This window comes from Streptomyces pristinaespiralis, from assembly GCF_001278075.1.
Taxonomy (GTDB): Bacteria; Actinomycetota; Actinomycetes; order Streptomycetales; family Streptomycetaceae; genus Streptomyces; species Streptomyces pristinaespiralis.
Window position 1 is genome coordinate 3,357,809 of sequence record NZ_CP011340.1, and the last position, 20,533, is coordinate 3,378,341.

At 70.9% G+C, this 20,533-nt stretch carries 24 protein-coding genes; 6 read left to right on the top strand and 18 right to left on the bottom strand.

Annotated elements, in window-relative coordinates:
- Positions 1-63 precede the first annotated feature (63 nt).
- Positions 64-618: a peroxiredoxin gene (locus SPRI_RS13910; protein ID WP_037773847.1), complete on the top strand. Its 555-nt coding sequence runs from the start codon at positions 64-66 to the stop codon at positions 616-618.
- Positions 619-624: 6 nt separating this feature from the next.
- On the top strand, positions 625-1,158 hold the full coding sequence (locus SPRI_RS13915; RefSeq protein WP_005312623.1) for an alkyl hydroperoxide reductase: 534 nt from the start codon (positions 625-627) through the stop codon (positions 1,156-1,158).
- A 65-nt stretch (positions 1,159-1,223) separates the two neighbouring features.
- Here SPRI_RS13915 and SPRI_RS13920 read toward each other — a convergent pair whose 3' ends face one another.
- The 5 genes from SPRI_RS13920 to SPRI_RS13940 form a co-directional block, all read right to left on the bottom strand.
- Positions 1,224-2,006, bottom strand: coding sequence for a hypothetical protein (locus tag SPRI_RS13920; RefSeq protein ID WP_005312626.1), 783 nt, complete (start codon positions 2,004-2,006; stop codon positions 1,224-1,226).
- Entirely contained in the window at positions 2,003-3,352 is a 1,350-nt protein-coding gene (locus tag SPRI_RS13925; protein WP_037773848.1) for an AI-2E family transporter, read from the bottom strand. The genes SPRI_RS13920 and SPRI_RS13925 overlap by 4 nt, the downstream gene beginning before the upstream one ends.
- Positions 3,353-3,511: 159 nt before the next feature.
- Positions 3,512-4,213 (bottom strand): aggregation-promoting factor C-terminal-like domain-containing protein, encoded by a 702-nt coding sequence (locus SPRI_RS13930; protein ID WP_037773849.1) that lies wholly within the window; start codon positions 4,211-4,213, stop codon positions 3,512-3,514.
- A gap of 420 nt (positions 4,214-4,633) precedes the next feature.
- Positions 4,634-5,956, bottom strand: coding sequence for a PhoH family protein (locus SPRI_RS13935; RefSeq protein WP_005312636.1), 1,323 nt, complete (start codon positions 5,954-5,956; stop codon positions 4,634-4,636).
- Between the two features lie 401 nt (positions 5,957-6,357).
- On the bottom strand, positions 6,358-7,119 hold the full coding sequence (locus SPRI_RS13940) for an isoprenyl transferase (protein ID WP_005312639.1): 762 nt from the start codon (positions 7,117-7,119) through the stop codon (positions 6,358-6,360).
- Positions 7,120-7,226: 107 nt separating this feature from the next.
- Here SPRI_RS13940 and mgrA point away from each other — a divergent pair, with 107 nt between their 5' ends.
- Together mgrA and SPRI_RS13950 are read left to right on the top strand one after the other, a co-directional pair.
- Entirely contained in the window at positions 7,227-8,264 is a 1,038-nt protein-coding gene (gene mgrA / locus SPRI_RS13945) for an L-glyceraldehyde 3-phosphate reductase (protein ID WP_005312642.1), read from the top strand.
- 321 nt (positions 8,265-8,585) lie between these two features.
- Complete coding sequence (locus tag SPRI_RS13950; RefSeq protein ID WP_053556973.1) at positions 8,586-9,758, top strand: winged helix DNA-binding domain-containing protein; 1,173 nt, start codon at positions 8,586-8,588, stop codon at positions 9,756-9,758.
- 25 nt (positions 9,759-9,783) lie between these two features.
- On the opposite strand, the gene SPRI_RS13955 is transcribed toward SPRI_RS13950, so the two are convergent.
- Entirely contained in the window at positions 9,784-10,188 is a 405-nt protein-coding gene (locus tag SPRI_RS13955; RefSeq protein WP_053556974.1) for a cupin domain-containing protein, read from the bottom strand.
- 79 nt (positions 10,189-10,267) lie between these two features.
- Positions 10,268-10,993, bottom strand: coding sequence for a prepilin peptidase (locus SPRI_RS13960; protein ID WP_053557741.1), 726 nt, complete (start codon positions 10,991-10,993; stop codon positions 10,268-10,270).
- Between the two features lie 40 nt (positions 10,994-11,033).
- Here SPRI_RS13960 and SPRI_RS13965 point away from each other — a divergent pair, with 40 nt between their 5' ends.
- On the top strand, positions 11,034-11,393 hold the full coding sequence (locus SPRI_RS13965; RefSeq protein ID WP_037773852.1) for a DUF192 domain-containing protein: 360 nt from the start codon (positions 11,034-11,036) through the stop codon (positions 11,391-11,393).
- A 72-nt stretch (positions 11,394-11,465) separates the two neighbouring features.
- Positions 11,466-12,074, top strand: a complete 609-nt coding sequence (locus SPRI_RS13970; RefSeq protein ID WP_037773854.1) for a hypothetical protein — start codon at positions 11,466-11,468, stop codon at positions 12,072-12,074.
- Positions 12,075-12,083: 9 nt separating this feature from the next.
- On the opposite strand, the gene SPRI_RS13975 is transcribed toward SPRI_RS13970, so the two are convergent.
- From SPRI_RS13975 to cpaB, 11 genes are all read right to left on the bottom strand, one after another.
- Positions 12,084-12,695: an OmpA family protein gene (locus SPRI_RS13975; RefSeq protein WP_005312657.1), complete on the bottom strand. Its 612-nt coding sequence runs from the start codon at positions 12,693-12,695 to the stop codon at positions 12,084-12,086.
- Entirely contained in the window at positions 12,695-13,294 is a 600-nt protein-coding gene (locus SPRI_RS13980) for a hypothetical protein (RefSeq protein ID WP_037773856.1), read from the bottom strand. The genes SPRI_RS13975 and SPRI_RS13980 overlap by 1 nt, the downstream gene beginning before the upstream one ends.
- A gap of 27 nt (positions 13,295-13,321) precedes the next feature.
- Positions 13,322-13,948 (bottom strand): pilus assembly protein TadG-related protein, encoded by a 627-nt coding sequence (locus SPRI_RS39305; RefSeq protein ID WP_324616026.1) that lies wholly within the window; start codon positions 13,946-13,948, stop codon positions 13,322-13,324.
- A complete protein-coding gene (locus SPRI_RS39310; RefSeq protein WP_005312664.1) occupies positions 13,945-14,187 on the bottom strand; it encodes a hypothetical protein in 243 nt (80 codons plus the stop codon). Before SPRI_RS39310 ends, SPRI_RS39305 begins: the two co-directional genes overlap by 4 nt.
- Before the next feature lie 186 nt (positions 14,188-14,373).
- The gene (locus tag SPRI_RS13995; RefSeq protein WP_005312667.1) at positions 14,374-15,264 is read right to left on the bottom strand and encodes a DUF5936 domain-containing protein; all 891 of its coding nucleotides are present in this window, start codon (positions 15,262-15,264) and stop codon (positions 14,374-14,376) included.
- 27 nt (positions 15,265-15,291) lie between these two features.
- Positions 15,292-16,230, bottom strand: coding sequence for a type II secretion system F family protein (locus SPRI_RS14000; RefSeq protein ID WP_005312669.1), 939 nt, complete (start codon positions 16,228-16,230; stop codon positions 15,292-15,294).
- Positions 16,227-17,633, bottom strand: coding sequence for a CpaF family protein (locus SPRI_RS14005; RefSeq protein WP_005312672.1), 1,407 nt, complete (start codon positions 17,631-17,633; stop codon positions 16,227-16,229). Before SPRI_RS14005 ends, SPRI_RS14000 begins: the two co-directional genes overlap by 4 nt.
- Entirely contained in the window at positions 17,630-18,001 is a 372-nt protein-coding gene (locus SPRI_RS14010) for a TadE/TadG family type IV pilus assembly protein (protein ID WP_005312675.1), read from the bottom strand. The genes SPRI_RS14005 and SPRI_RS14010 overlap by 4 nt, the downstream gene beginning before the upstream one ends.
- A complete protein-coding gene (locus tag SPRI_RS14015; RefSeq protein WP_037773858.1) occupies positions 17,998-18,387 on the bottom strand; it encodes a hypothetical protein in 390 nt (129 codons plus the stop codon). Before SPRI_RS14015 ends, SPRI_RS14010 begins: the two co-directional genes overlap by 4 nt.
- Positions 18,384-19,619, bottom strand: coding sequence for an AAA family ATPase (locus tag SPRI_RS14020; RefSeq protein WP_037773859.1), 1,236 nt, complete (start codon positions 19,617-19,619; stop codon positions 18,384-18,386). Before SPRI_RS14020 ends, SPRI_RS14015 begins: the two co-directional genes overlap by 4 nt.
- Before the next feature lie 7 nt (positions 19,620-19,626).
- Positions 19,627-20,340, bottom strand: a complete 714-nt coding sequence (gene cpaB / locus SPRI_RS14025) for a Flp pilus assembly protein CpaB (protein ID WP_005312678.1) — start codon at positions 20,338-20,340, stop codon at positions 19,627-19,629.
- Between the last annotated feature and the right edge of the window lie 193 nt (positions 20,341-20,533).

A 20,533-nucleotide genomic window follows, 5' to 3' on the forward strand; every position in this document is an offset into this window, starting at 1 on the left:
TCAAGATCCGTCCAACCCCACCGGATGACCCCAAAAGGGAAATCCTGTTTGCAAGGAGAGCGCGTGCTCACTGTCGGTGACCAGTTCCCCACGTTCGAGCTGACTGCCTGCGTCTCGCTGGAGAGTGGCAAGGAGTTCGAGCAGATCAACCACAAGTCCTACGAGGGCAAGTGGAAGGTCGTGTTCGCGTGGCCCAAGGACTTCACCTTCGTCTGCCCGACCGAGATCGCCGCGTTCGGCAAGCTGAACGACGAGTTCGCCGACCGTGACGCCCAGATCCTCGGCTTCTCCGGCGACTCCGAGTTCGTCCACCACGCCTGGCGCAAGGACCACGCCGACCTGCGTGACCTGCCCTTCCCGATGATGGCCGACTCGAAGCACGAGCTCATGCGCGACCTCGGCATCGAGGGCGAGGACGGCTTCGCGCAGCGCGCCGTCTTCATCGTCGACCCGAACAACGAGATCCAGTTCACCATGGTGACCGCCGGCTCCGTCGGCCGTAACCCCAAGGAGGTCCTGCGGGTGCTGGACGCCCTGCAGACCGACGAGCTGTGCCCGTGCAACTGGACCAAGGGCGAGAACACCCTGGACCCCGTCGCGCTGCTGTCGGGCGAGTGATCCCACATGGCTCTCGATGAACTGAAGGCCGCCCTGCCGGACTACGCCAAGGACCTGAAGCTGAACCTCGGCTCGGTCATCGGCAACAGCGAGCTTCCCCAGCAGCAGCTGTGGGGCACCGTGCTGGCCTGCGCGATCGCCTCGCGTTCGCCGCGGGTGCTGCGTGAGCTGGAGCCGGAGGCGAAGGCCAACCTCAAGCCCGAGGCGTACGCCGCCGCCAAGTCGGCCGCCGCGATCATGGCGATGAACAACGTCTTCTACCGGACCCGGCACCTGCTGTCGGACCCGGAGTACGGGACGCTCCGTGCCGGCCTGCGGATGAACGTCATCGGCAACCCCGGTGTGGAGAAGGTCGACTTCGAGCTGTGGTCGCTCGCCGTCTCCGCCATCAACGGCTGCGGCCAGTGCCTCGACTCCCACGAGCAGGTGCTGCGCAAGGCCGGAGTGGACCGCGAGACGGTCCAGGAGGCCGTCAAGATCGCCGCGGTGATCCAGGCCGTGGGCACGACGCTGGACGCAGAGGCCGTCATGGCCGAGTAGTCCTCGCGCACACGACAGAAGGGCCCCGCCGACCGTTCCGGTCCGCGGGGCCCTTCTGCGCGCACTCAGCTCTTCAGCCTGGCCAGCAGTGCCCTCATGTCCTCGATCAGCATCGGCTCGAGGTCGTTCACGTCGGTGAGCGGCTCGCCGGTGTCCACGTCCCAGTCGCTGCTGGTCGACAGGGACAGCACCGCCTGGCCGTCGAGCACCTCCAGAGTGATGCCGCCGCTGTCCCGGACGACGAAGGCCAGTTCACCGAGGCCGTCGACGCGCCGCAGTGCCGTCGTCCCGTCCCCTGCCGGGTCGTCGACGGACGCGTCGTCGACGGCGGTGTCCTCGACGGCCGCGTGCCGGGCGGCCATCATCCCCTCGAACTCGGGGCCGGGGTCGGTCTTCTTGTGCAGGGTGTAACCCACGGAGACGCTCGGCAGCGCACCCAGCTCGTTCCCGTCCTCGTCGGTCGGGAGTTCGTACCCCTGCGGCCTCATCTCGATGTAGCACGACGCGTCGTCGAGGCTCTCGTGCGCACTGCGCCATGCCGAGCCCTGGTCCACCCGCTCGCCGATCGCGGCCGACAGCGCCTTCAACTCCGCGTCCACGCACAGATTCCGGCCGGCGCGGTAACCCCCGAGGTCCGGTCCGGCGGTGGAGTACACGTACAGGCCGGCCGCCCACACCGCCGACGCGACGACCGCGCCGCCTAGTGCCCACAGCCACGCCGGAAGGGCCCGGCGCGGACCCGCGGGTTCCTGGTCCCCCGCCACCATGTCGTCGGCGGCCGGGCGCTGACCGGGGAGCTCGGCCGCGCCGAAGTGCCCCTCCGGCACCAGCTCCGGTTCCGAGATCACTCCGGCTCCTCGGGTGTCCGGTTCTGCGCCGGCCCGGGTTCCTCGGCCGCGGCTGTCACCGCCGCCGCGTCCAGGGACGTCGAGCCGTGCGGCGGCGGCGCCTGGCGCAGCGCCTGCTCCCTGCCGTACACGGCCAGATAGCCGACCACCGTGTTGGTCACGGCCACCAGCGGCACCGCGACCACCGCGCCGCCGATACCGGCGACCAGGCCGCCGGAGGCGACGGCGAGGACCACGGCGAGCGGGTGCACCCGCACCGCGCGGCCCAGGATGAACGGCTGCAGCACATGACCCTCGATCTGCTGGACGGCGAGGACCACGACCAGCACCATCAGCGCCGTGAACACGCCCTGGGTGACCAGCCCGACGACCACCGCGAGGGCACCGGAGACGACCGCGCCGACCAGGGGGATGAAGGCGAAGAGGAAGATGAACACGGCGAGCGGCACGGCCAGCGGCACATCGAGGAAGTAGATCCCGAGACCGATGAAGATCGCGTCGATCAGCGCGACCACCACCGTGCCCCGCACGTACGCGGTCAGTGTGCGCCAGGCGCGCGGGCCGGCGCCGGCGACTCCCGGGCGGGCCTGCGCAGGGACCAGCTTCAGCACCCACAGCCACACGCGCTTGCCGTCGTACAGCAGGAACAGCGTGGAGAACATCGCCAGCAGTATCCCGGTGAGCACCTCGACCATCACGCTCACGCCCTGGAGACCGGCAGAGGTGATCTCCTCGGTGTTGGTGCCGATCGTGTCGCTCAGATTCTGCGCGATGTCGTTGATCTGACTTTCCGTCACATGGAACGGGCTGTCCAAGAGCCAGCGCTTCAGCTCGTCGATGCCGTCCCTGACGCGGTCGGAGAGGTTGTCCAGGTTGTCCATCACCTGCCACACCACGAACCAGCCGACCAGGCCCATGATGACGAAGCCGAGGATCGCCGTCACCGCCGTGGCGAGGCCCCGCGGGAGGCCGAGCCTGCACAGCCGGGCGACGGTCGGCTGGAGCATCGCGGTGACGAGCAGGGCCGCCACGAACGCCAGCACCACCAACTGCACGGCGCTGATCACCCGCATCAACACCCAGAGGGTGCCCGCCAGTACGAGCAGCCGCCAGCCCGCCTCCGCCGCGACGCGGATCCCCCAGGGGATGGCGGCGACCGGATCGGGCTTCGCCGCCACGGCGGGTGCGTACGCCGGCGGCGGCGGAACGCTCTCGGGGAGCCGTGGGGAGCCGGGCAGCTCGTCGTCGACGTCCGGGGCGCCCTCGTTACGGCGCTCCTCCAGACGCTCTCCCATCCGGGTCAGCCCGGCGCCCACTCGGCCGAGCCATCCTGGAACCTTCGACATGATGCTTCCTCTTCCCCCCGCCACTCTCCCCCTGCGCCCCGAGGGCGCGGGTGTCCCCCACCCGGGAGTACCGGATTCCGACCGTACACGCACGGAGCCCCTCACCGTAGGACGGTGAGGGGCTCCGGAAAGTTGAGCGGCCGGCGGACCGGCTGCCGGCTAGTACCAGTGGTTCGCCTGCCAGAACGACCAGGCACCGCACGGGCTGCCGTAGCGGCTGTCCATGTAGTTCAGGCCCCACTTGATCTGGGTGGCCGGGTTGGTCTGCCAGTCGGCGCCCGCCGTCGACATCTTGGAGCCCGGCAGCGCCTGGACGAGGCCGTACGCACCGGAAGACGGGTTCTGCGCGCGGTAGTTCCAGCTGGACTCGTGGTCCACGATGTTGCTGAAGCACTGGAACTGGTCGGCGGGCACCATCTGACGTGCCATCGCCTGGACCTCGGCGACCGTGTAGGACGCCTGGGTGGAGAAGCTCGACGCGTCGCGGACGGCGTCGCGGTTGGCACGGGCCTCCGCGGCCGCGGCCTCCTCGCGCTCCTTCTGAGCCCGCTCCTCCGCGGCTTCCTTCTTCGCCTTGGCGGTTTCGGCAGCCTGGATGCGTGCCGATTCCTCGGCGGACTTCTTCGCAGCCGCGTCCGCGGCAGCGGCCTGTGCGTCGGCCTGCTGCGTCAGGGACGACACCTGGATCTGGGCCTGCTGGCCCATGGGAATGTCCGCGAGGAGCGTCGCGTCGGCAGCGGTGGCCTCGAGGTTGTCGCCCGACGGCTGAGTGTTGCCCGACGCGACGCCGACGACGGCGCCGACGGTGGTGACCGCAGTAGCCGAAGCCACTGCGAATCCCCGGACCGAGATCCGGCTCACACGGTTTCCTTCCAGCATCGCCCGCACAGGTGACCCCGCGAGCGAAATCTTGCCCCTGACGCTGGCCTCCCCACTGATCGGGTCACGGGAGGCGCGGGCCCGGTGGGCAACTCCCCGGGGGAGCTGCCGCATTGTGCTCGCGGGCGGCATGCGACTGACATGTCTTGAATTGTGTGTTGCTGTGCACCAACTGTGGTGCGGATGTGTCGCATGCGGGGCCTGACGGAAGCAAGACTCTGCCGCAGGGCGAGGCCGCAAGGCAATTCTTCGTTGCGTGTGAAAGCTCACACCCCGTTTACGCCAGGGCTTTTGAAGGAATCGGCGGACAGCACGACGCCGCCCGGCTACGCTCTTGCGCTTCGCCGGGCGGCTTCAAGTGACATGCCCTTTTTGCCAGATAGGCCCCTCGGGCCTATCGGATCAAATGTGCCCGTCCTCCAGCATTTCGGTCACCAGTGCGGCGATCTGCGAACGCTCGGAGCGGGTGAGAGTGACATGCGCGAACAGCGGATGCCCCTTCAGTTTCTCCACCACGGCGACCACTCCGTCGTAGCGGCCGACCCGGAGGTTGTCCCGCTGGGCCACGTCGTGCGTCAGGACGACCCGGGAATTCGCCCCGATACGGGACAGAACCGTCAGCAGGACGTTCCGTTCCAGCGACTGGGCCTCGTCGACGATGACGAACGCGTCATGGAGGGAACGGCCCCGGATGTGCGTCAGGGGCAGCACCTCCAGCATGCCGCGGTTCAGGACCTCCTCGATGACCTCACGGCCCGCGACGGCGGACAGCGTGTCGAAGACCGCCTGCGCCCAGGGGCTCATCTTCTCGGCCTCGGTGCCCGGCAGATAGCCGAGCTCCTGCCCGCCCACCGCGTAGAGGGGTCTGAAGACCATCACCTTCTGGTGCTGCCTGCGCTCGAGGACCGCCTCGAGGCCGGCGCACAGCGCCAGCGCCGACTTGCCGGTGCCGGCCCGGCCGCCCAGCGAGACGATGCCGACCTCCTGGTCGAGGAGCAGATCGAGGGCGATGCGCTGCTCGGCGCTGCGTCCGTGGATGCCGAACACCTCACGGTCGCCACGCACCAGGCGGACGTTGCCCTCGGGCGTGACCCGCCCCAGCGCCTTGCCGCGCTCGGACTGCAGCACCAGACCGGTGTGCACGGGGAGATCGGCCGCCTCCGGTACGTACAGCGTCTCCTCCCCGTACAGCAGGTCGACCTGCTCCGCCGTCAGGGGCAGGTCGGTCATTCCCGTCCAGCCCGTGTCGGTGATGGCGAGCTCCGCGCGGTACTCCTCCGCGAGCAGGCCGACCGACGACGCCTTGATACGCAGCGGCAGGTCCTTGGAGACGACCGTGACGTCGTACCCCTCCGCCTGGAGGTTGCGCGCGACGGCCAGAATCCGTGAGTCGTTGTCCCCCAGCCTGAATCCGGCCGGCAGTACGCCGGGATCCGAGTGGTTGAGCTCGACGCGCAGCGTGCCACCGAGGTCCCCGATGGGCAGCGGAGAGTCGAGGCGGCCGTACCGGACCCGGAAGTCGTCCAGCAGGCGCAGGGCCTGACGGGCGAAATACCCGAGCTCCGGATGGTGCCTCTTGGCCTCCAGCTCCGTCACCACGACGACGGGCAGCACGACCTCGTGCTCGTCGAAGCGGCTCATGGCTTTCGGGTCCGCCAGCAGGACGCTGGTGTCGAGAACGTAGGTGCGCCGGTCGTTCATACGGCGCTTTGTGCTGTTCACCACGGAAGGACGTACCCCCTCGGACGAGGTCGGGGTGCGACGGCGTCGCGGGCCATGGGTCCTCCCGCCGAAGCGGGGGACGGGCCGGGCTCAGGCCACGATGCGCGGGCCGAGCGCCGGCCCTCCGCGTGGTCCGCACCGCTGGTGCAGTCCTTCGTGTGCAAAGGGCCTCCCGGGTGGGCGGCGTGAGCCGCTCACTGAGATCCGACGTTCGTGGATCGGACGTCGACCTGCAAGAGGTATGCCCTCGAACAACTGCGGCCATGCCGGCAGGCCGGGCGTCCACCGGATGAACGTGCGGTGACGAGGCGCGTCGAGGGGGCGCGCGGCTGCCGCGCCGCGCCGGTCCGGGGCGGGGCGTGAAGGGGGCCGCGGGGCGGCCCGGTTCAGGAAGAGGCGGGCGGTCAGGCGCCGTAGCGGCGGTGGCGCGCCGCGTAGTCGCGCAGTGCGCGCAGGAAGTCGACCTTACGGAACGCCGGCCAGAAGACTTCGCAGAAGTAGTACTCGGAGTGGGCGCTCTGCCAGAGCATGAACCCGGAGAGCCGCTGTTCACCGCTGGTGCGGATCACCAGGTCGGGGTCCGGCTGCCCCCGGGTGTACAGGTGTTCGGAGATGTGCTCGACATCGACGATCTCGGCGAGCTCCTCGAAGCTCGTGCCCTTCTCCGCGTGCTCCAGCAGCAGCGAACGGACCGCGTCCGCGATCTCCTGGCGGCCGCCGTAGCCGACGGCGACGTTGACCAGTATTCCCTTGACGTCCGCCGTGGCCTGCTCGGCCTCCTTCAGCACCCGCTGCGTGTGGTCGGGCAGCAGGTCCAGGGTGCCCACGTGGTGCACGCGCCAGCGCCCGTCGGCGGCGAGGTTGCGCACCGTGTTCTCGATGATGCCGAGGAGCGGCTTGAGCTCCTCCTCGGGGCGGTCGAAGTTGTCCGTGGACAGGAGCCACAGGGTGACGACCTCGACATCGGTCTCCGCGCACCAGCCGAGCAGCTCGGAGATCTTGTCGGCGCCGGCCTGGTGCCCCTGTGCGGCCGTGCCGCCGGAGGCCTTCGCCCAGCGGCGGTTGCCGTCGAGGATGACACCGATGTGCTTGGGCACCTGGGCATGGTCGAGGCGGCCTTCCACCCGGCGTGCGTAGAGCCTGTACACCAGGTCGCGCAGGTTCACAGTTCTTACACCCCTCCATGCGGCAGTCCCCGAAGGCGCAACCCTACTGCGGGCCGGGCACGGCGGCCCAACCCGGTGTGTCACAAGTCCGTGATAAGGAGGGAAGCGTGACTGATTCCCCTTATTACCTCGCCGACCCCGACCGCTACGGGTCCATGGAGTACCGCCGCAGCGGCCGCTCCGGCCTCAAGCTGCCCGCGCTCTCCCTCGGCCTCTGGCACAACTTCGGCGACGACCGCACCCTCGGCTCGCAGCGCACGATCCTGCGCCGCGCCTTCGACCTGGGCGTCACCCACTTCGACCTTGCGAACAACTACGGACCGCCGCCCGGCTCCGCCGAGCTGAACTTCGGCAAGATCTTCGCGCAGGACTTCGCCCGCTACCGGGACGAGATCGTCGTCTCCACCAAGGCCGGCTACCTCATGCACCCCGGCCCGTACGGCGAGTGGGGTTCGCGCAAGTACCTGCTGTCGTCGCTGGACGCCTCCCTGAAGCGGATGGGCCTCGACCACGTCGACATCTTCTACTCCCACCGCTTCGACCCGGAGACTCCGCTCGAGGAGACGATGGGAGCGCTCGCATCCGCCGTGCAGCAGGGCAAGGCGCTGTACGTGGGTGTGTCCTCCTACAACGCGGAGCAGACCGCGCAGGCCGCCCGGCTGCTGAAGGAGATGGGTGTCCCGGCGCTCATCCACCAGCCCTCGTACTCGATGATCAACCGCTGGATCGAGGACGACGGCCTGCTGGACACGCTGGAGAGCGCCGGTATGGGCTGCATCTCCTTCGTGCCGCTCGCGCAGGGACTCCTCACCGGCAAGTACCTGAAGGGCATCCCGGAGGGCTCGCGGGCCACCCAGGGCAAGTCGCTCGACCCGAACCTGCTGTCCGACGAGGTCGTGCGCCGCCTGAGCGGGCTGAACGACATCGCCGCCCGCCGTGGCCAGTCGCTGGCCCAGCTGGCGATCTCGTGGGTGCTGCGCGACCCGCGGATGACGTCCGCGCTGATCGGCGCGTCGAGCGTGCAGCAGCTCGAGGAGAACGTCGCGGCACTGGCCGGGGCGCCTCTGACGCAGGCGGAGCTCGAGGAGATCGACACCTTCGCGGTGGACACGAAGGGCACGAACATCTGGGCCGACCGGGGCTGACCCGCCTGGGAGGAAACATAAAACGGGCCGGTCCGTGGGGGGGATACGGACCGGCCCGAGGGGGGGTTTCCACCATAACCCTTCGTAAGCGGTGCGTGGTGCCACGCCATGCCGGAAGTACCGCCGGAATTCGGCGCGGACGGCGCGGGGCGGTGCGGCAGCGGGCCGGGAGCGGCCGGGCCGTACCTCCCACGGGGGACCCCGGCCCCGAGGCGCCGCATTGACGAACGGGCCCGCGTACCGTCAGGCGATCGAATGGGACGGCGCCCCGGGGCTCAAAGAGGACAGCATCTGACCTGTACGGGTCCTAGCGTCGCCTGCATGACGAAGAAGACCGCCGATGTGACCTGGCCGCGGGCGAACGCCCGGCGGCTGGCCCGTCAGGGGCTGACCGCACCGGGAACCCCGCGCCTCACCGCCCCCGCCGCCGTCGCCGGCGCGATGCTCGGCGCCCACGCGCAGGTGCTGTCCGCCGGGGAGCTCTCCGTCGCCCTGCGGCTGCCGCCCGGCGCCACCCGGGCGGACGTGCGTCACGCACTGTGGACGGACCGGACGCTGGTGAAGACGTACGGCCCGCGCGGCACCGTCCATCTGCTGCCCACGGCGGACCTTCCGATGTGGACGGGCGCGCTGTCGGCGGTGCCCGCCGGAAAGAATCCGTGGCCGGACGGCGTACGGATGACACCCGGGCAGACCGACGAGGTCGTCGCGGCCGTCCGTGACGCGCTGGCGGGCGAGCCGCTCACCGTCGACGAGCTGACGGAGGCGATCGTCGCCCGCACCGGGGCGTGGGCGGGCGAGCGGGTGATGGAGGCCTTCCAGGACAAGTGGCCGCGGTGGCGTCAGGTCACGCACACGGCCGCGCATCGCGGCGCCCTCGCCTTCGGCCCCAACAGGGGGCGCAACGTCACGTACACCAGCCCCGGGATCACGCCGATGGACGGGCAGGACGCTCTCCCCGCACTGGTGCACCGCTATCTGCGCGCGTACGGGCCCGCCACGCCCGGCGACTTCGCCCGGTGGCTGGGCGCGCCGCCGGCCTGGGCGGCCCGGCTCTTCACGGACCTGGCGGCCGGGGACAGGATCACGGAGGTCACCTTCGAGGGCGCGCCGGCGTGGGTCGCCCGGGGCGACGCCTCGTTCCCTGACCGGGAACCGGCGCGCGGCGTGCGCCTCCTTCCCTACTTCGACGCGTTCGCCGTCGCCTGCCGGCCCCGGGAGCGGCTGTTCCCGGGAGCGGCCGCCGGCCGGGCGCTGGCCGGTGGCCAGGCCGGCAACTACCCGGTGGTGCTGGTGGACGGGGTCGTGGCCGGCGTCTGGCACCAGCGCCGCTCCGGCAGACGTGTCGCGGTGACGGTGGAACCGGTCGGCGAGGCGCTGGAGCCGGCGGCGGCACGCGAGGAACTGGCCTTGGAGGTGGAGCGGGTGGGCGCGGCCCTGGAGGGCCGCGCCGAGCTGACCGTCGGCACGGTGACGGTCGGGCCTCACGCGTGACGCGCCGCCCGCGCCGCCCGCGCCGTCAGGTCAGCTCGTGGCCGGTCGTGCTGTCGACGTTGCCGGGGAGCTCGCCCTCGTGCCGGTCGCCGGTCGAGCTCGTACCGGACGGCTCGAACATCAGGATGGAGCCGCCGGTCGAGGTGGGCTTGTGCTCGGTGCCCTTGGGGACGACGAAGGTGTCGCCCTTGCGCAGCTCCACGGTGGACTCGGTGCCGTCCGCCGCGCGCAGGGCGATGTCGAACCGCCCGTCGAGGACGAGGAAGAACTCGTCCGTGTCCTCGTGGACGTGCCACACGTGGTCGCCCAGCGTGTGCGCGACACGGACGTCGTAGTCGTTCATACGCGCGACGATGCGCGGACTGTAGACGTCTTCGAAGGAGGCAAGGGCTTCGGTGATGTTGACGGGCTTCTTCGCGATGGGCTCCATGGGCCGATTCTGCGCGCCGGCGGACGGCCGTGTCGCGCGTATTCCGGCGCTCCCGACCCCGCGGGCCAGGCGACCCGGATCAGGTGGCGGCGAGCCCGCCCAGGACGACACCTGCCAGCGCCCCCGCGAGCATGAACGGCCCGAAGGGGATGGTGCTCCCGCGGCCGGCGCGGCGCAGGGCGACCAGCCCGAGCCCGTACAGCGAGCCGAACAGGAAGCCCGCGAACGCACCCGCGAAGAGCACCGCCCAGCCGTACCAGCCGAGTACGACGCCCAGCGCGAGCGCGAGCTTCACGTCGCCGAACCCCATGCCGTCCGGGTGGATCAGGAACAGCGCCAAGTAGGCGCCGCCCAGGGCGGGTCCACCCAGCAGGGCCGTCGCCCACGCCCCGCCCGCACCCGGCGCCGACGCGGCCACCCCGAGCAGCACTGCGGCCGCGCCGGCCATCGGCAGCGTCAGCCGGTCCGGCAGCCGCCGTACCCGCAGGTCGACCAGCGCCAGCAGCACGGCGAACGGCGCCAGCACCAGCCAGGCCACCACCTCCGGCCGCGCGCCCGTCGTCGCGGCGAGCACGGCGCACGCCGCCGCGGTGACGAGCGGTGCCGCGAGCCGCGCCGGGACGGGAGCCGCGCAGCAGGCACCCCCGAGCCACCCGCGCCCCGGCCCCGCGTACACGTGCCCCGCCGGGCAGGCCTTGCGCCATGCCTCGCCCGCCTCCACGGAGAGCCGGTACGCCGCCCGCGGGCACAGCAGGCCGGTGCCCGCACCCCACAGGGCGGCGACGACGATCAGCGCTGCGTCCACGCCCCGAGGGTAGGCCGGGCCGGGCACTACGGTGGAGGCCATGCGACGAGGACGCCGATGGCGCGACGGGACAGGGACGTTGACGATCGACGGCCGCCCCGTCGCCGGGGTCGAGATCGCCGCCACGTACCGGACCCGGCGCCGCGGTCTCCTCGGCCGCGACGGCATCGGGGGCGCGATGCTGCTGACCCCGTGCGGCAGCGTCCATTCGGTGGGGATGCGCTTCGCCATCGACGTGGCCTACCTGGACCGTGACCTGCGCGTCCTCACCGTCCGCACCATGCCCCCGGGCCGCGTGGGCCTGCCGCGGCCGCGCGCCCGCCATGTGCTCGAGGCGGAGGCGGGGGCGCTGGCAGAGTGGGGGGTGCGGCGGGGCGTCACGGTCGTGATCGACACCTGACGTGCGGCTCACGGGCCGAACCCACGCCCCCGTACCGTGGTTCTCCGACCTGCGCGACCAGCGAGGAGAACCATGCATTCCGCCGCCACCCCGTTCGTGCTGCACCACTGGAAGGAAGGCGGCAGACGCGAGCAGCGGTCAGGCTGGCGGGGCACGTCACCGGAGTTCGGGGACATCAAGGTCACCAGCCCGCTGAACCCGTCGAGTTCGGAATCCGTCGTCGCCGAGGTGCGCGGCGGGTCCATACCCACGGCGACCTTCGAATCCCGGGGAATCCACGCGGAAGTCCTCACCCTGCCGACGCTGAACCGCATGACGCTCCGCCTCGGGGACGCCACGGTCCACACGTCGAGGAACCGCTGGGCCCCGACCCACCGCGGGCGCGCACTGCGCATGAGGTACGGCGGGGACCGGTACCGCCTGTGGGCCGTGAACCGCCGCCGGTACGTGCTCACGCGACTGCCGGACGGCGAGGACCCGGGTACCAGGATCACCGTGGCACGGTCCGGCCGCGGCCGGCGCCGGCAGATCGCTGTGACCGTCACCGGCCGCGCCGTCGCCGCGGACATCACGCTCGCGGCGCTCTTCACGGGCGTCGACCGGTCCGTCCTGACACGCCGGGGCACCGTGCGGGCGTTCGTCTCCCGGGCGTTCGGACTGTTCGCCCAGACGCAGTACTGAGCGCGGCCGTCACTCCCTGGGGAACGACACCTCCACACGGCGGTTCTTCCGGCGGCCCTCCTCCGAGGTGTTGCTCGCGATCGGGTAGTCCTCGCCGTAGCCGCGGATCTCGTACGTGATGCCCTCGGCGCTCAACTGCTGTGCCAGGACACTGTGGACGGCGTCGGCCCGCTCCTTGGACAGCTTGTCGCCGTGCGCCTCGGTGCCGAGGTCGTCGGTGAAGCCGAACACGCGGATCTTCTTGGCGTTCTGGTTCTTGATCTCGACGGCGATCGCCGAGATGCGGGACGTCGCCTCGCCGGAGAGCTCGGCGCTGTCCTTGCCGAAGAGGACCTCGGCCTGGAGGGCGAACTTGATGTCGGAGTTCGTCTCCTCGCGGCGCTCCTCACCGCTGATGTCCTCGACGACGGACTTGATGTCGACGACCTTCGGGTCGGCGAGCGTCGCGCCCTCGGGAAGCTTCAGGTCCGAGTCGTCGGCGTCGAGCCTGACGGGCGCCTCGGCGGGCGGCGCCGCGTAGGGGCCGTCGTCGGCGTAGGCGTTGCCGCCGGCGAGCAGGCCGGCGGAGAGCGCACCCGCGAGAACGACGGCGGTCGCGGTGATCCTGGTCGCGGGGCGCATCAGGAGAGCTCGATCGTGGTGCTGGGGAAGCCCGGGAACTGGAGGGCGACCTGGGTGGTGGTGGCCGGTGGGGCGGGGAACTGGGCGAAGAAGGTAAGAGAGTCACCTGGCTGGATGAAGCTGCTGTAGGCATAGGTGGTGAGAGGGCGGTTGTCGGTGTCGCGCAGCACGTAGTACCGCTTCTTTCCCTGTGAGTCGACCAGGGTCATACCGGCGAACGACCGGCCGGTGGCTGCGACGGACTGCTCCTGGCCACTCCACTGGACGGGGGCGGTGAACCCTTCCGATCCGGTGTTCTTCACCTCGCCCTCCAACGTGAGGAAGCCGCCCTCGTCCCTGCGCGCCGAGTACACGGACATCTCCACCCCCTTGTCCCCCTTGACCGTTGCAATCGGGTCGGCCGGTGCACTGGGGGTCGACTCCGGCACGGAACCGGCCTCGTCGCTGCCCTTGGTCCCGGCGGGTGCCGAAGACGACGAACCCTTCGCGTTCCCCTCGTCGCCGTCGCCGCCGCAGGCCGACAGGGTGAGGACCAACGCGGACGACAGCACGGCTGCCACCCCCGCCCGGCGCATGGTCCTCATGTGCCGCATGCTCATCAATCCTGTTCCTTTGCGCTCATCGGCTCAGTCCTCGGCCAGTCGGACAGTGAAAAGGTCTGCCATGTCGGGCAGCAGATCGGGCTCTTCGGGGTCGATGACCCACTCGTCGGAGTCGCAGAACAGCTTGCCCGGTGCGGGCTTCTGCTCGTCCTCCTCTTCCCCTTCGCCCGGCTCCGGTGCCGGGGTCTCCCCGGGCGTGAAGGTGCAGCGTGGTTCGACCACCGCCGTGGCACGCGCCGTGGCGTGCTTGCTGCCGGTTCCCTCGATGACGCTGTCGCCCATCGAATTCCGGGACCGGACATCGACCGTGAAGCCCCATCGGCCGTCGTTCAGCGGCGCGCACCCGTCGGCCACGGCTTCGTTCCTGCCGGCGAAGTCGGCAGCCCGCGCACAACCGTCCGGGGTGCCCGCCGGAAGCTCGCCGTCGAGGATGGCCTCCAGGTCGTCGAGGAGGTCGGTCAATGCAAGCTGATCTCTGGATTCCTGGGCTGCTGCCAGCGCGGCCGCGTCGGCCGCGGTCTGCGTGCCGTTGCGGGTCACGTCGGCCTGCCCGAAGGCCAGATACACCAGGACCAGGAAGAGCAGGCCCACGACAGCCGCCATGTAGAGCGGCGTCGCCTGTCCGGCGTCCTGCTGTCCGGCCCGGATCAGCCGCCGCCACCGCCCCCGCCGCCACCTCCGCCGTTGAGCACGGAGTTGATTTTCTGAGTGAACGTGTTCGCGATCTCGCTGCCCATGTTCGTGTTCAGCAGCAGCACCACGATCGCCACCACCAGAATCGTGATCCCGACGTACTCGATCGAGCCCTGCCCCCGATCGCCGCGACGGCGGAGTCCTTCCAGGCGGAGCCTCGTCGCAGCCGCGACCCTGTGCAGGCCGAAGTCCTTCATGGCGTACCCCTCGTTCCCCTTCGACGGACCGCTGGTTCATGTCGGTCCGGCCTCCCTCGCCGCCGATCACTCCATGGAGTCTCGCAACTACGCCGGGCCTCCGGGGAAAATCTCCCACATTCGCTTGCGTGAGCGAAGACCGTTGGTCGAATCACTCGTGAACCTTCATCGCGGGACCCTCACCCCTCAGCCGCCGAAAATCGCGCCGAAGTCGACGTCGGCCGCGTAGTAGAAGCCCGCCACGATCAGGATCATCGTGCCGGGCAGCATGAAACTCGTGACGATGAGCGTCGCCTTCGGGACGGCCTTCGCCGCTTTCCTTCTGGCGTTCTGCGCGTCCGTCCTGCGCATGTCGTTGGCGATCTGGATCAGGGTGTCGACGATCGGGGCGCCCAGTTCCTCGCCCTGCTGGAGCGCGGAGACGAACATGGACACCTGTTCCGACTCGTTGCGGCGGCGCAGTTGTTCGAAGGCCTCCCGCCGGCCCATGCCCATGTCCATCTGCCGGAGGGTGATGCGCAGTTCGTCGGACCAGGGGCCCGCGTACTTCTCCGCGACGCGCTCCAGCGCCTGCCGGAAGCCGAGGCCGGCGGAGACGACGACGGCCAGGACGTCGAGGAAGTCCGGCAGGGTGCGTTCGATGTCGTCCCGGCGGCGGGCGATGGCCGCCCGGAGCAGGACGTCCGTCCAGAACAGGCCGTAGAGCAGGAACAGGACGGCGAGGACGACGTGCCCGTTCATGAGCATGCCGAAGGCGACGAGCCCGCCGAGGACCCCGTACACGGCGCGGCGGGCCGCGTACCGGTCCACTGTCAGGCCGCCCGGGTTGCCGGCCATGTCCAGTCTGCGGCGGACGCGGTCGACGCGGCGCGGGCCCATCAGGCGCTGGACCGACGGGGCCCAGCGCATGCCGAGGCGGTCGATGGCCATGCCCGGGTAGCTGGTGCGGGTGGCGCCGACCTCGAGAGCGATGGCGAGGTCACCGGGGAGCTTGGCCTCCGCCCGGTACATGCGTATGCCGTGGAAGACGCCGACGACGGCGATGCCGATGACTGCGGCCAGGGCCGGTCCGAGCATGTGGGGTCTCCTCCCTTCGGTCAGGTCTCAGATGCGGACGCGGGTGAGTCGGTTGATGAGGATGAAGCCGAGTGCGTACAGGCCGGTCGCGATCAGTACGGCGACGCGTCCGCCGAGTGCGCCGGTCATGTCCTCCAGTGCCCCGTCCCGCATGCCGTTGATGACGAGCAGGAAGCCGAGGCCGAGCACCGGGACGGCCACCGCCGTCACCTTGACCTGGGAGAGGAGGGTGGTGACCTCCCGCCGGGTCTCCTTGCGTTCCTCCAGGGTCTCGGTGAGGTTGCGCAGGGAGGTGACGATGGTGCCGCCTGCCCGGTTGGAGAGGATCAGGGTGGACACGAGGACGGTGAGTTCGCGTGACGGGAGGCGTTCGACGAGGTCGCCGAGCGCGTCGTCGAGGGACCGGCCGAGGGCCAGCTGGTCGGCGACGCGGCGCAGTTCCTCGCGGGCCGGGTCGTCGAGTTCCTCCACGGCCATGCCGATCGCGGTACGCAGGGCGAGCCCGGCCTGGGTGGCGTTGGCGAGGACGCGGGTGAGTTCGGGCAGCTGGCTGATGAACGCCTCGGTGCGTTTGGCCCGCTGCCAGTTGAGGAAGCCGTTCGCGCCCCACACGCCGATCAGGACGGCGAGCAGTCCGAAGAACGGCGCGAAGACCGATCCGACGACGAAGTAGAGCGCCAGCAGGGCGGCCACGACGTAGACGGCGTACTCCCCGGCGGTCAGTTCCAGGCCGGTCGCGGAGATGCTCCGCTCGATGCGCCGGCCGAGCCGGGTGCCGCGCAGCCTGCGGTCCACTCCCGCGAAGCGGCGCCTGCGGCCGCTCTCGAGCGCGAGCGGGCCGGACTGCGACATGCGGTCGACCAGGGCCTGGCGCTGCGCCTGTCCCGCCGACCAGGAGCGCACGCCGAGGACGGCGAGGACGCAGCCGAGCAGCGTGACGCCGAGGGTCACCAGGGGCAGGTTCATCGCGGGCGGTGCCCTTCGGGTGAGTGGCCGGTGCGGGGGTCGGGGACGGGGCTCAGGCCCGGTGGCACCCGGGTGGCGAGCTCCAGCTGCGACTCGCCGACGCCGAAGGCCGGCGGGATCGCCTCGCCGGCCATGTAGAGGCGTTCCGCGACCCGCCGGGGCAGCGGAAAGTAGCGGAACCTGCCGTGGACCCGCCCGTCGCCGGCCGGCGGCTCCGCCTCGAAGCGGCAGACGGTCACGAAGCGGTAGTCCTCGCGGCCGTACGAGTCGACGACGGCGATCTCGGTGATGCGGCGTGCCCCGTCCGCGTGCCGGGTGAGCTGGACGATGACGTCGACGGCGCTGTTGATCTGGTCGTGGATGGCCACGAACGGGAGCTCGACCTCGGACATGGAGCTCAGCGTCTGGAGCCGCATCAGCGCGTCCTCCGCGCTGTTGGCGTGGACGGTGGCGAGCGAGCCGTCGTGGCCGGTCGACATGGCCTGGAGCATGTCGAGGGTCTCCCCGCCGCGCACCTCGCCGACGATGATGCGGTCGGGGCGCATGCGCAGGGAGTTGCGCACGAGGTCGCGGATGGTGATGCGGCCCTTGCCCTCGACGTTGGCGGGGCGGGACTCCAGGGTGATCACATGGGTCTGCTGGAGCCGGAGCTCGGCGGAGTCCTCGATGGTGACGATGCGTTCGCCGTCCGGGATGAGGCCGGACAGGGCGTTGAGGAGCGTGGTCTTGCCGGTGCCGGTCGCGCCGGAGACGATCACGTTGAACTTGGCGCGCACCAGGCCCGCGAGCAGCATCAGGATGTGCTCGTCGAGGGATCCGAGGCCGATCATCTCCTGGAGGGTGAAGGCGCGCGGGAAGCGGCGGATGGTCAGGACCGGGCCGGTCAGGGAGAGCGGCGGGATGATGACGTTGACGCGCTCGCCGCTGGGGAGCCGGGCGTCGACCATGGGGTTCGCCTCGTCGACACGGCGGTTGACGGTGGAGACGATGCGCTCGATGGTCTGCATCAGCTGCTCGGTGGAGGAGAACCGCAGCGGCAACTGCTCCAGCCGGCCGTCACGTTCGACGAAGACCTGCTCGGGGCCGTTCACCATGATCTCGCTGATGGACGCGTCCTCCAGGAGCGGTTCGAGGATGCCGAGACCGAGCGCCTCGTCGACGACCCGCCGGACGAGGTGGGAGCGCTCGCCGGTGGACAGGACGGGACCCTCGCGGCTGATGATGTGGCCGAGTACGCGCTCCAGGCGGACGCGGCGTTCGGCGGCGGCGAGGGTGGACATCTCGGCGAGGTCGATCTCCTCGAGAAGCTTGGCCCGGTAGACGCCGACGAGCCGGCTCTCCTCGCTCTGGCCGTTCGCCGGCTCGGGGCCGTCGATGCGCTGGATGCGTGCGCGCAGGCTCATCGTGTCGACTCCCTGTCGAGGGGCATGGTGGCGGACTTGGTGACGGTGCCGAAGCTGATGCCGGGGACCACGCCGGGGATGGTGACCTCGACGTCGGCGGTGACCGCGTCGCCGTCCCGGCGGGTGACGATCTCGGCGGCGAGCCAGGAGCTGAGTGCCTGTGCCCCCGCGGCCTGGGGGCTGGTCGTCGCCTCGTCCTGCGCCGCCACCCGTGCCGCGGCGCGGGCGGCGGTACCGGCCTGCTGGGCCGCGAACACGGCGAGGCCCACCTGTACCGCGATCGTCATCACGAAGAGCAGCAGGAACAGCCAGCCGCCGTATTCGACGGCGCTCTGGCCACGGTCGTCCCGGAGGTCGTGCCGCCTCATGGCCCGGACCTCCACTCGGTCGCGGCGCCCGCCCGGCCCTCGACCGTGATCGGGAGGTTGACGCCGGGGAACAGCAGCGGCACCTCGAGCGCGACCTCGGCCGTGTACAGGTCGCCGTCCGGCCCGCAGTCGACGGTCGCCGACCAGCCGCCGGTCAGGTCCTCCTCCGCGGCCGCCGCGCAGGCCGCCGCGCCGCCGTTCCCGGCCCGCGTCCCCGCGGCCACCCCCTTGTCCGCCGCGTTGCCCGCGAGCACGAACGTGTAGCCGACGAGCGCCGACTGCCACAGGACGGCCAGCGTCACCAGGATGATGGGCACCATGCCGGTGAACTCGATCACCGACTGTCCCCGGTCGTCCCGTAGGCGCGCGGCGGGCGGCGCCGTCATTTCGCGCGCCCGTGCCGGCGTCCGGCCCCGAACCGGCCCTGCTTCGCGTCCCCCTGCACGTCCTTCACCAGCCCCAGTTCGCCCGCGAGCGCCCACATGGCCTGCTTGACGGAGGACTTGGCCTCCAGGTCCTGCATACGGCCCGCGTCGACGGCGCCCTGGAGCTCCTTGAAGTTCGCCGGGATCGCCGTGCGTGCCACTCTGGTGGCGGTGATCTTCGAGACGAGCGGCGGCTGGATCTCCGTGGCGCGTGTGTGGCGGTTGACGACGGTGATCGTCTCCTCCGCCTTGCGGATCTGGAGCCGGTCCCAGAGCCGCACCATCCGCTTGGTGGCCCGTACGGTCACCACGTCCGGCGTGGTCAGCAGCAGGGTGGTGTCGGCCGACTCGATGGCGGCGGCGTTGGCGGTGTTGACCTGCGTGCCGCAGTCGACGACGACGGTCTCGTAGCGCTGCCGCAGGGCGCCCAGGGTCTGCCGGACGAGCCGGTCGGTGACGTCCTCCGCCCGTTCGCCCTCCGCCGGCGCGAGGAGCAGGGCCACTCCCGTCTCGTGGTTGAAGACGGCGTCCTGGAGGACCCGCGCGCCGATGTCGCGGATGGCGGCGAGGTCCACGATGGAACGACGGAACTGGACGTCCAGGTAGGAGGCGACGTCACCGCCCTGGAGGTCGAGGTCGACCAGGGCGACGGAGTGACCGGAGGCCGCCGACGCCAGGGCGAGCTGGATCGCCGTGACGGTCGTGCCGACCCCGCCCTTGGCGCCGCTCACGGTGACGACGGTGCCGCCCGGCCCGCCGAACGCCGCCTCGGGGCCGTGGCCGAGGTGCCGGCGTACGCCCGCGGCCCAGCCGGCCGCCGCCTGGACGCGCTGCGCCAGTTCCTCGTACACGAGAGGCAGGGCGACGAGGCCGCGGGCGCCGGAGTCCATGGCCGCCGAGTACAGGCCGGGACTGGTGTCGGCGGTGACGAGCACGACGCCCACGGCGGGGAAGCGCAGGGCGACGTCCCGGATCAGTTCGAGGGCGGGCAGCGGCCCGATGCGCTCGTGGACCAGGACGACTTCCGGGAGTTCGTCGAGCGACTCGGCGGCGAGCCGGGCCAGCATGTCGGTGAGCGAGGTGGAGTCGCCGACCGGTGGCGCCGGTTCCGCGTCGGGGAGCCGGCCCAGGAGGCTGACGATGGCCCGGGCGGCGTCGGGGTCGCCGACGGCGGGGAGGATTCGCGTCGTCATCCGGCCCTCACTTGTTCTTGTCTTCTGAGAGGTCGTAGCTGCCGTCGCCGGGCCGCAGGGTGGTGGGGCTCCCGTCGGGCAGCAGGGCCAGGCGCACGTGTTCCGCGAAGGACTCGGCGTAGGCGACGCGCTGGGCGTCCGCCGTGTTCAGCGCGAAGGTGATGGGCACCGCCTCCCGGGGGGCGGTGCTGCGGTCACCGCTCCTGCGGTCGAGGGCCGTGAGCTCTCCCACGTCGATGACCTTGGCGTTCGCGACGATGAGCCGGGACTGGTCGGTGCCGGAGTCGTTCTGCGCGGCGAAGGTGGCGAAGATGTTGACCAGGTTGCCCGGCCGGATCTTTCCGGCCACGCCGGTCGCCGCGTCGATCATGATGGCGATCTCCTGCTGGCCGCTCTCCAGCTCCGGCTTCTGCACGATCATGTCGCTCTGGAGCAGGGACCCGCTGCGCAGCTCCGTCACGGCGATCTTGCCCCGCAGTACGCCGAGGTCGGTCACCGCGCTCCGCGACAGCCAGCGTTCGGGTATCGAGACCTTCTCGAACTGCCCGGCCTCGAGCGGTGTGTAGGGGGCTATGTCGCTCTTGACGCGATAGGCGGTGGTCTCGGGGCCGACCTTCGAGTTCACGTCGGCGATCACGGTGAGCACGCCGGCGAACGCGGCGATGCCGCAGACGACAGAGAGCAGAATCAGGAGAACGCCGCGGCGCTGCCGTGAATTCATGGGTGGGACGACCTCGTTCGATGACGTGGGACGAATGGGGCGGGTACGGCGGGTGCGGCGGAGGCGGCGCGAGCTTCCGGGTCGGTGGACCGCGCGGCGGGGACGGCGTCGGTGGCGGCCTGCGCCGCGGCCGTGGGGCGCTCCTGGCGGGCAGCGGGCACGGCGGCCGTGGCGGTGGTCGCGGCGGGGAGCC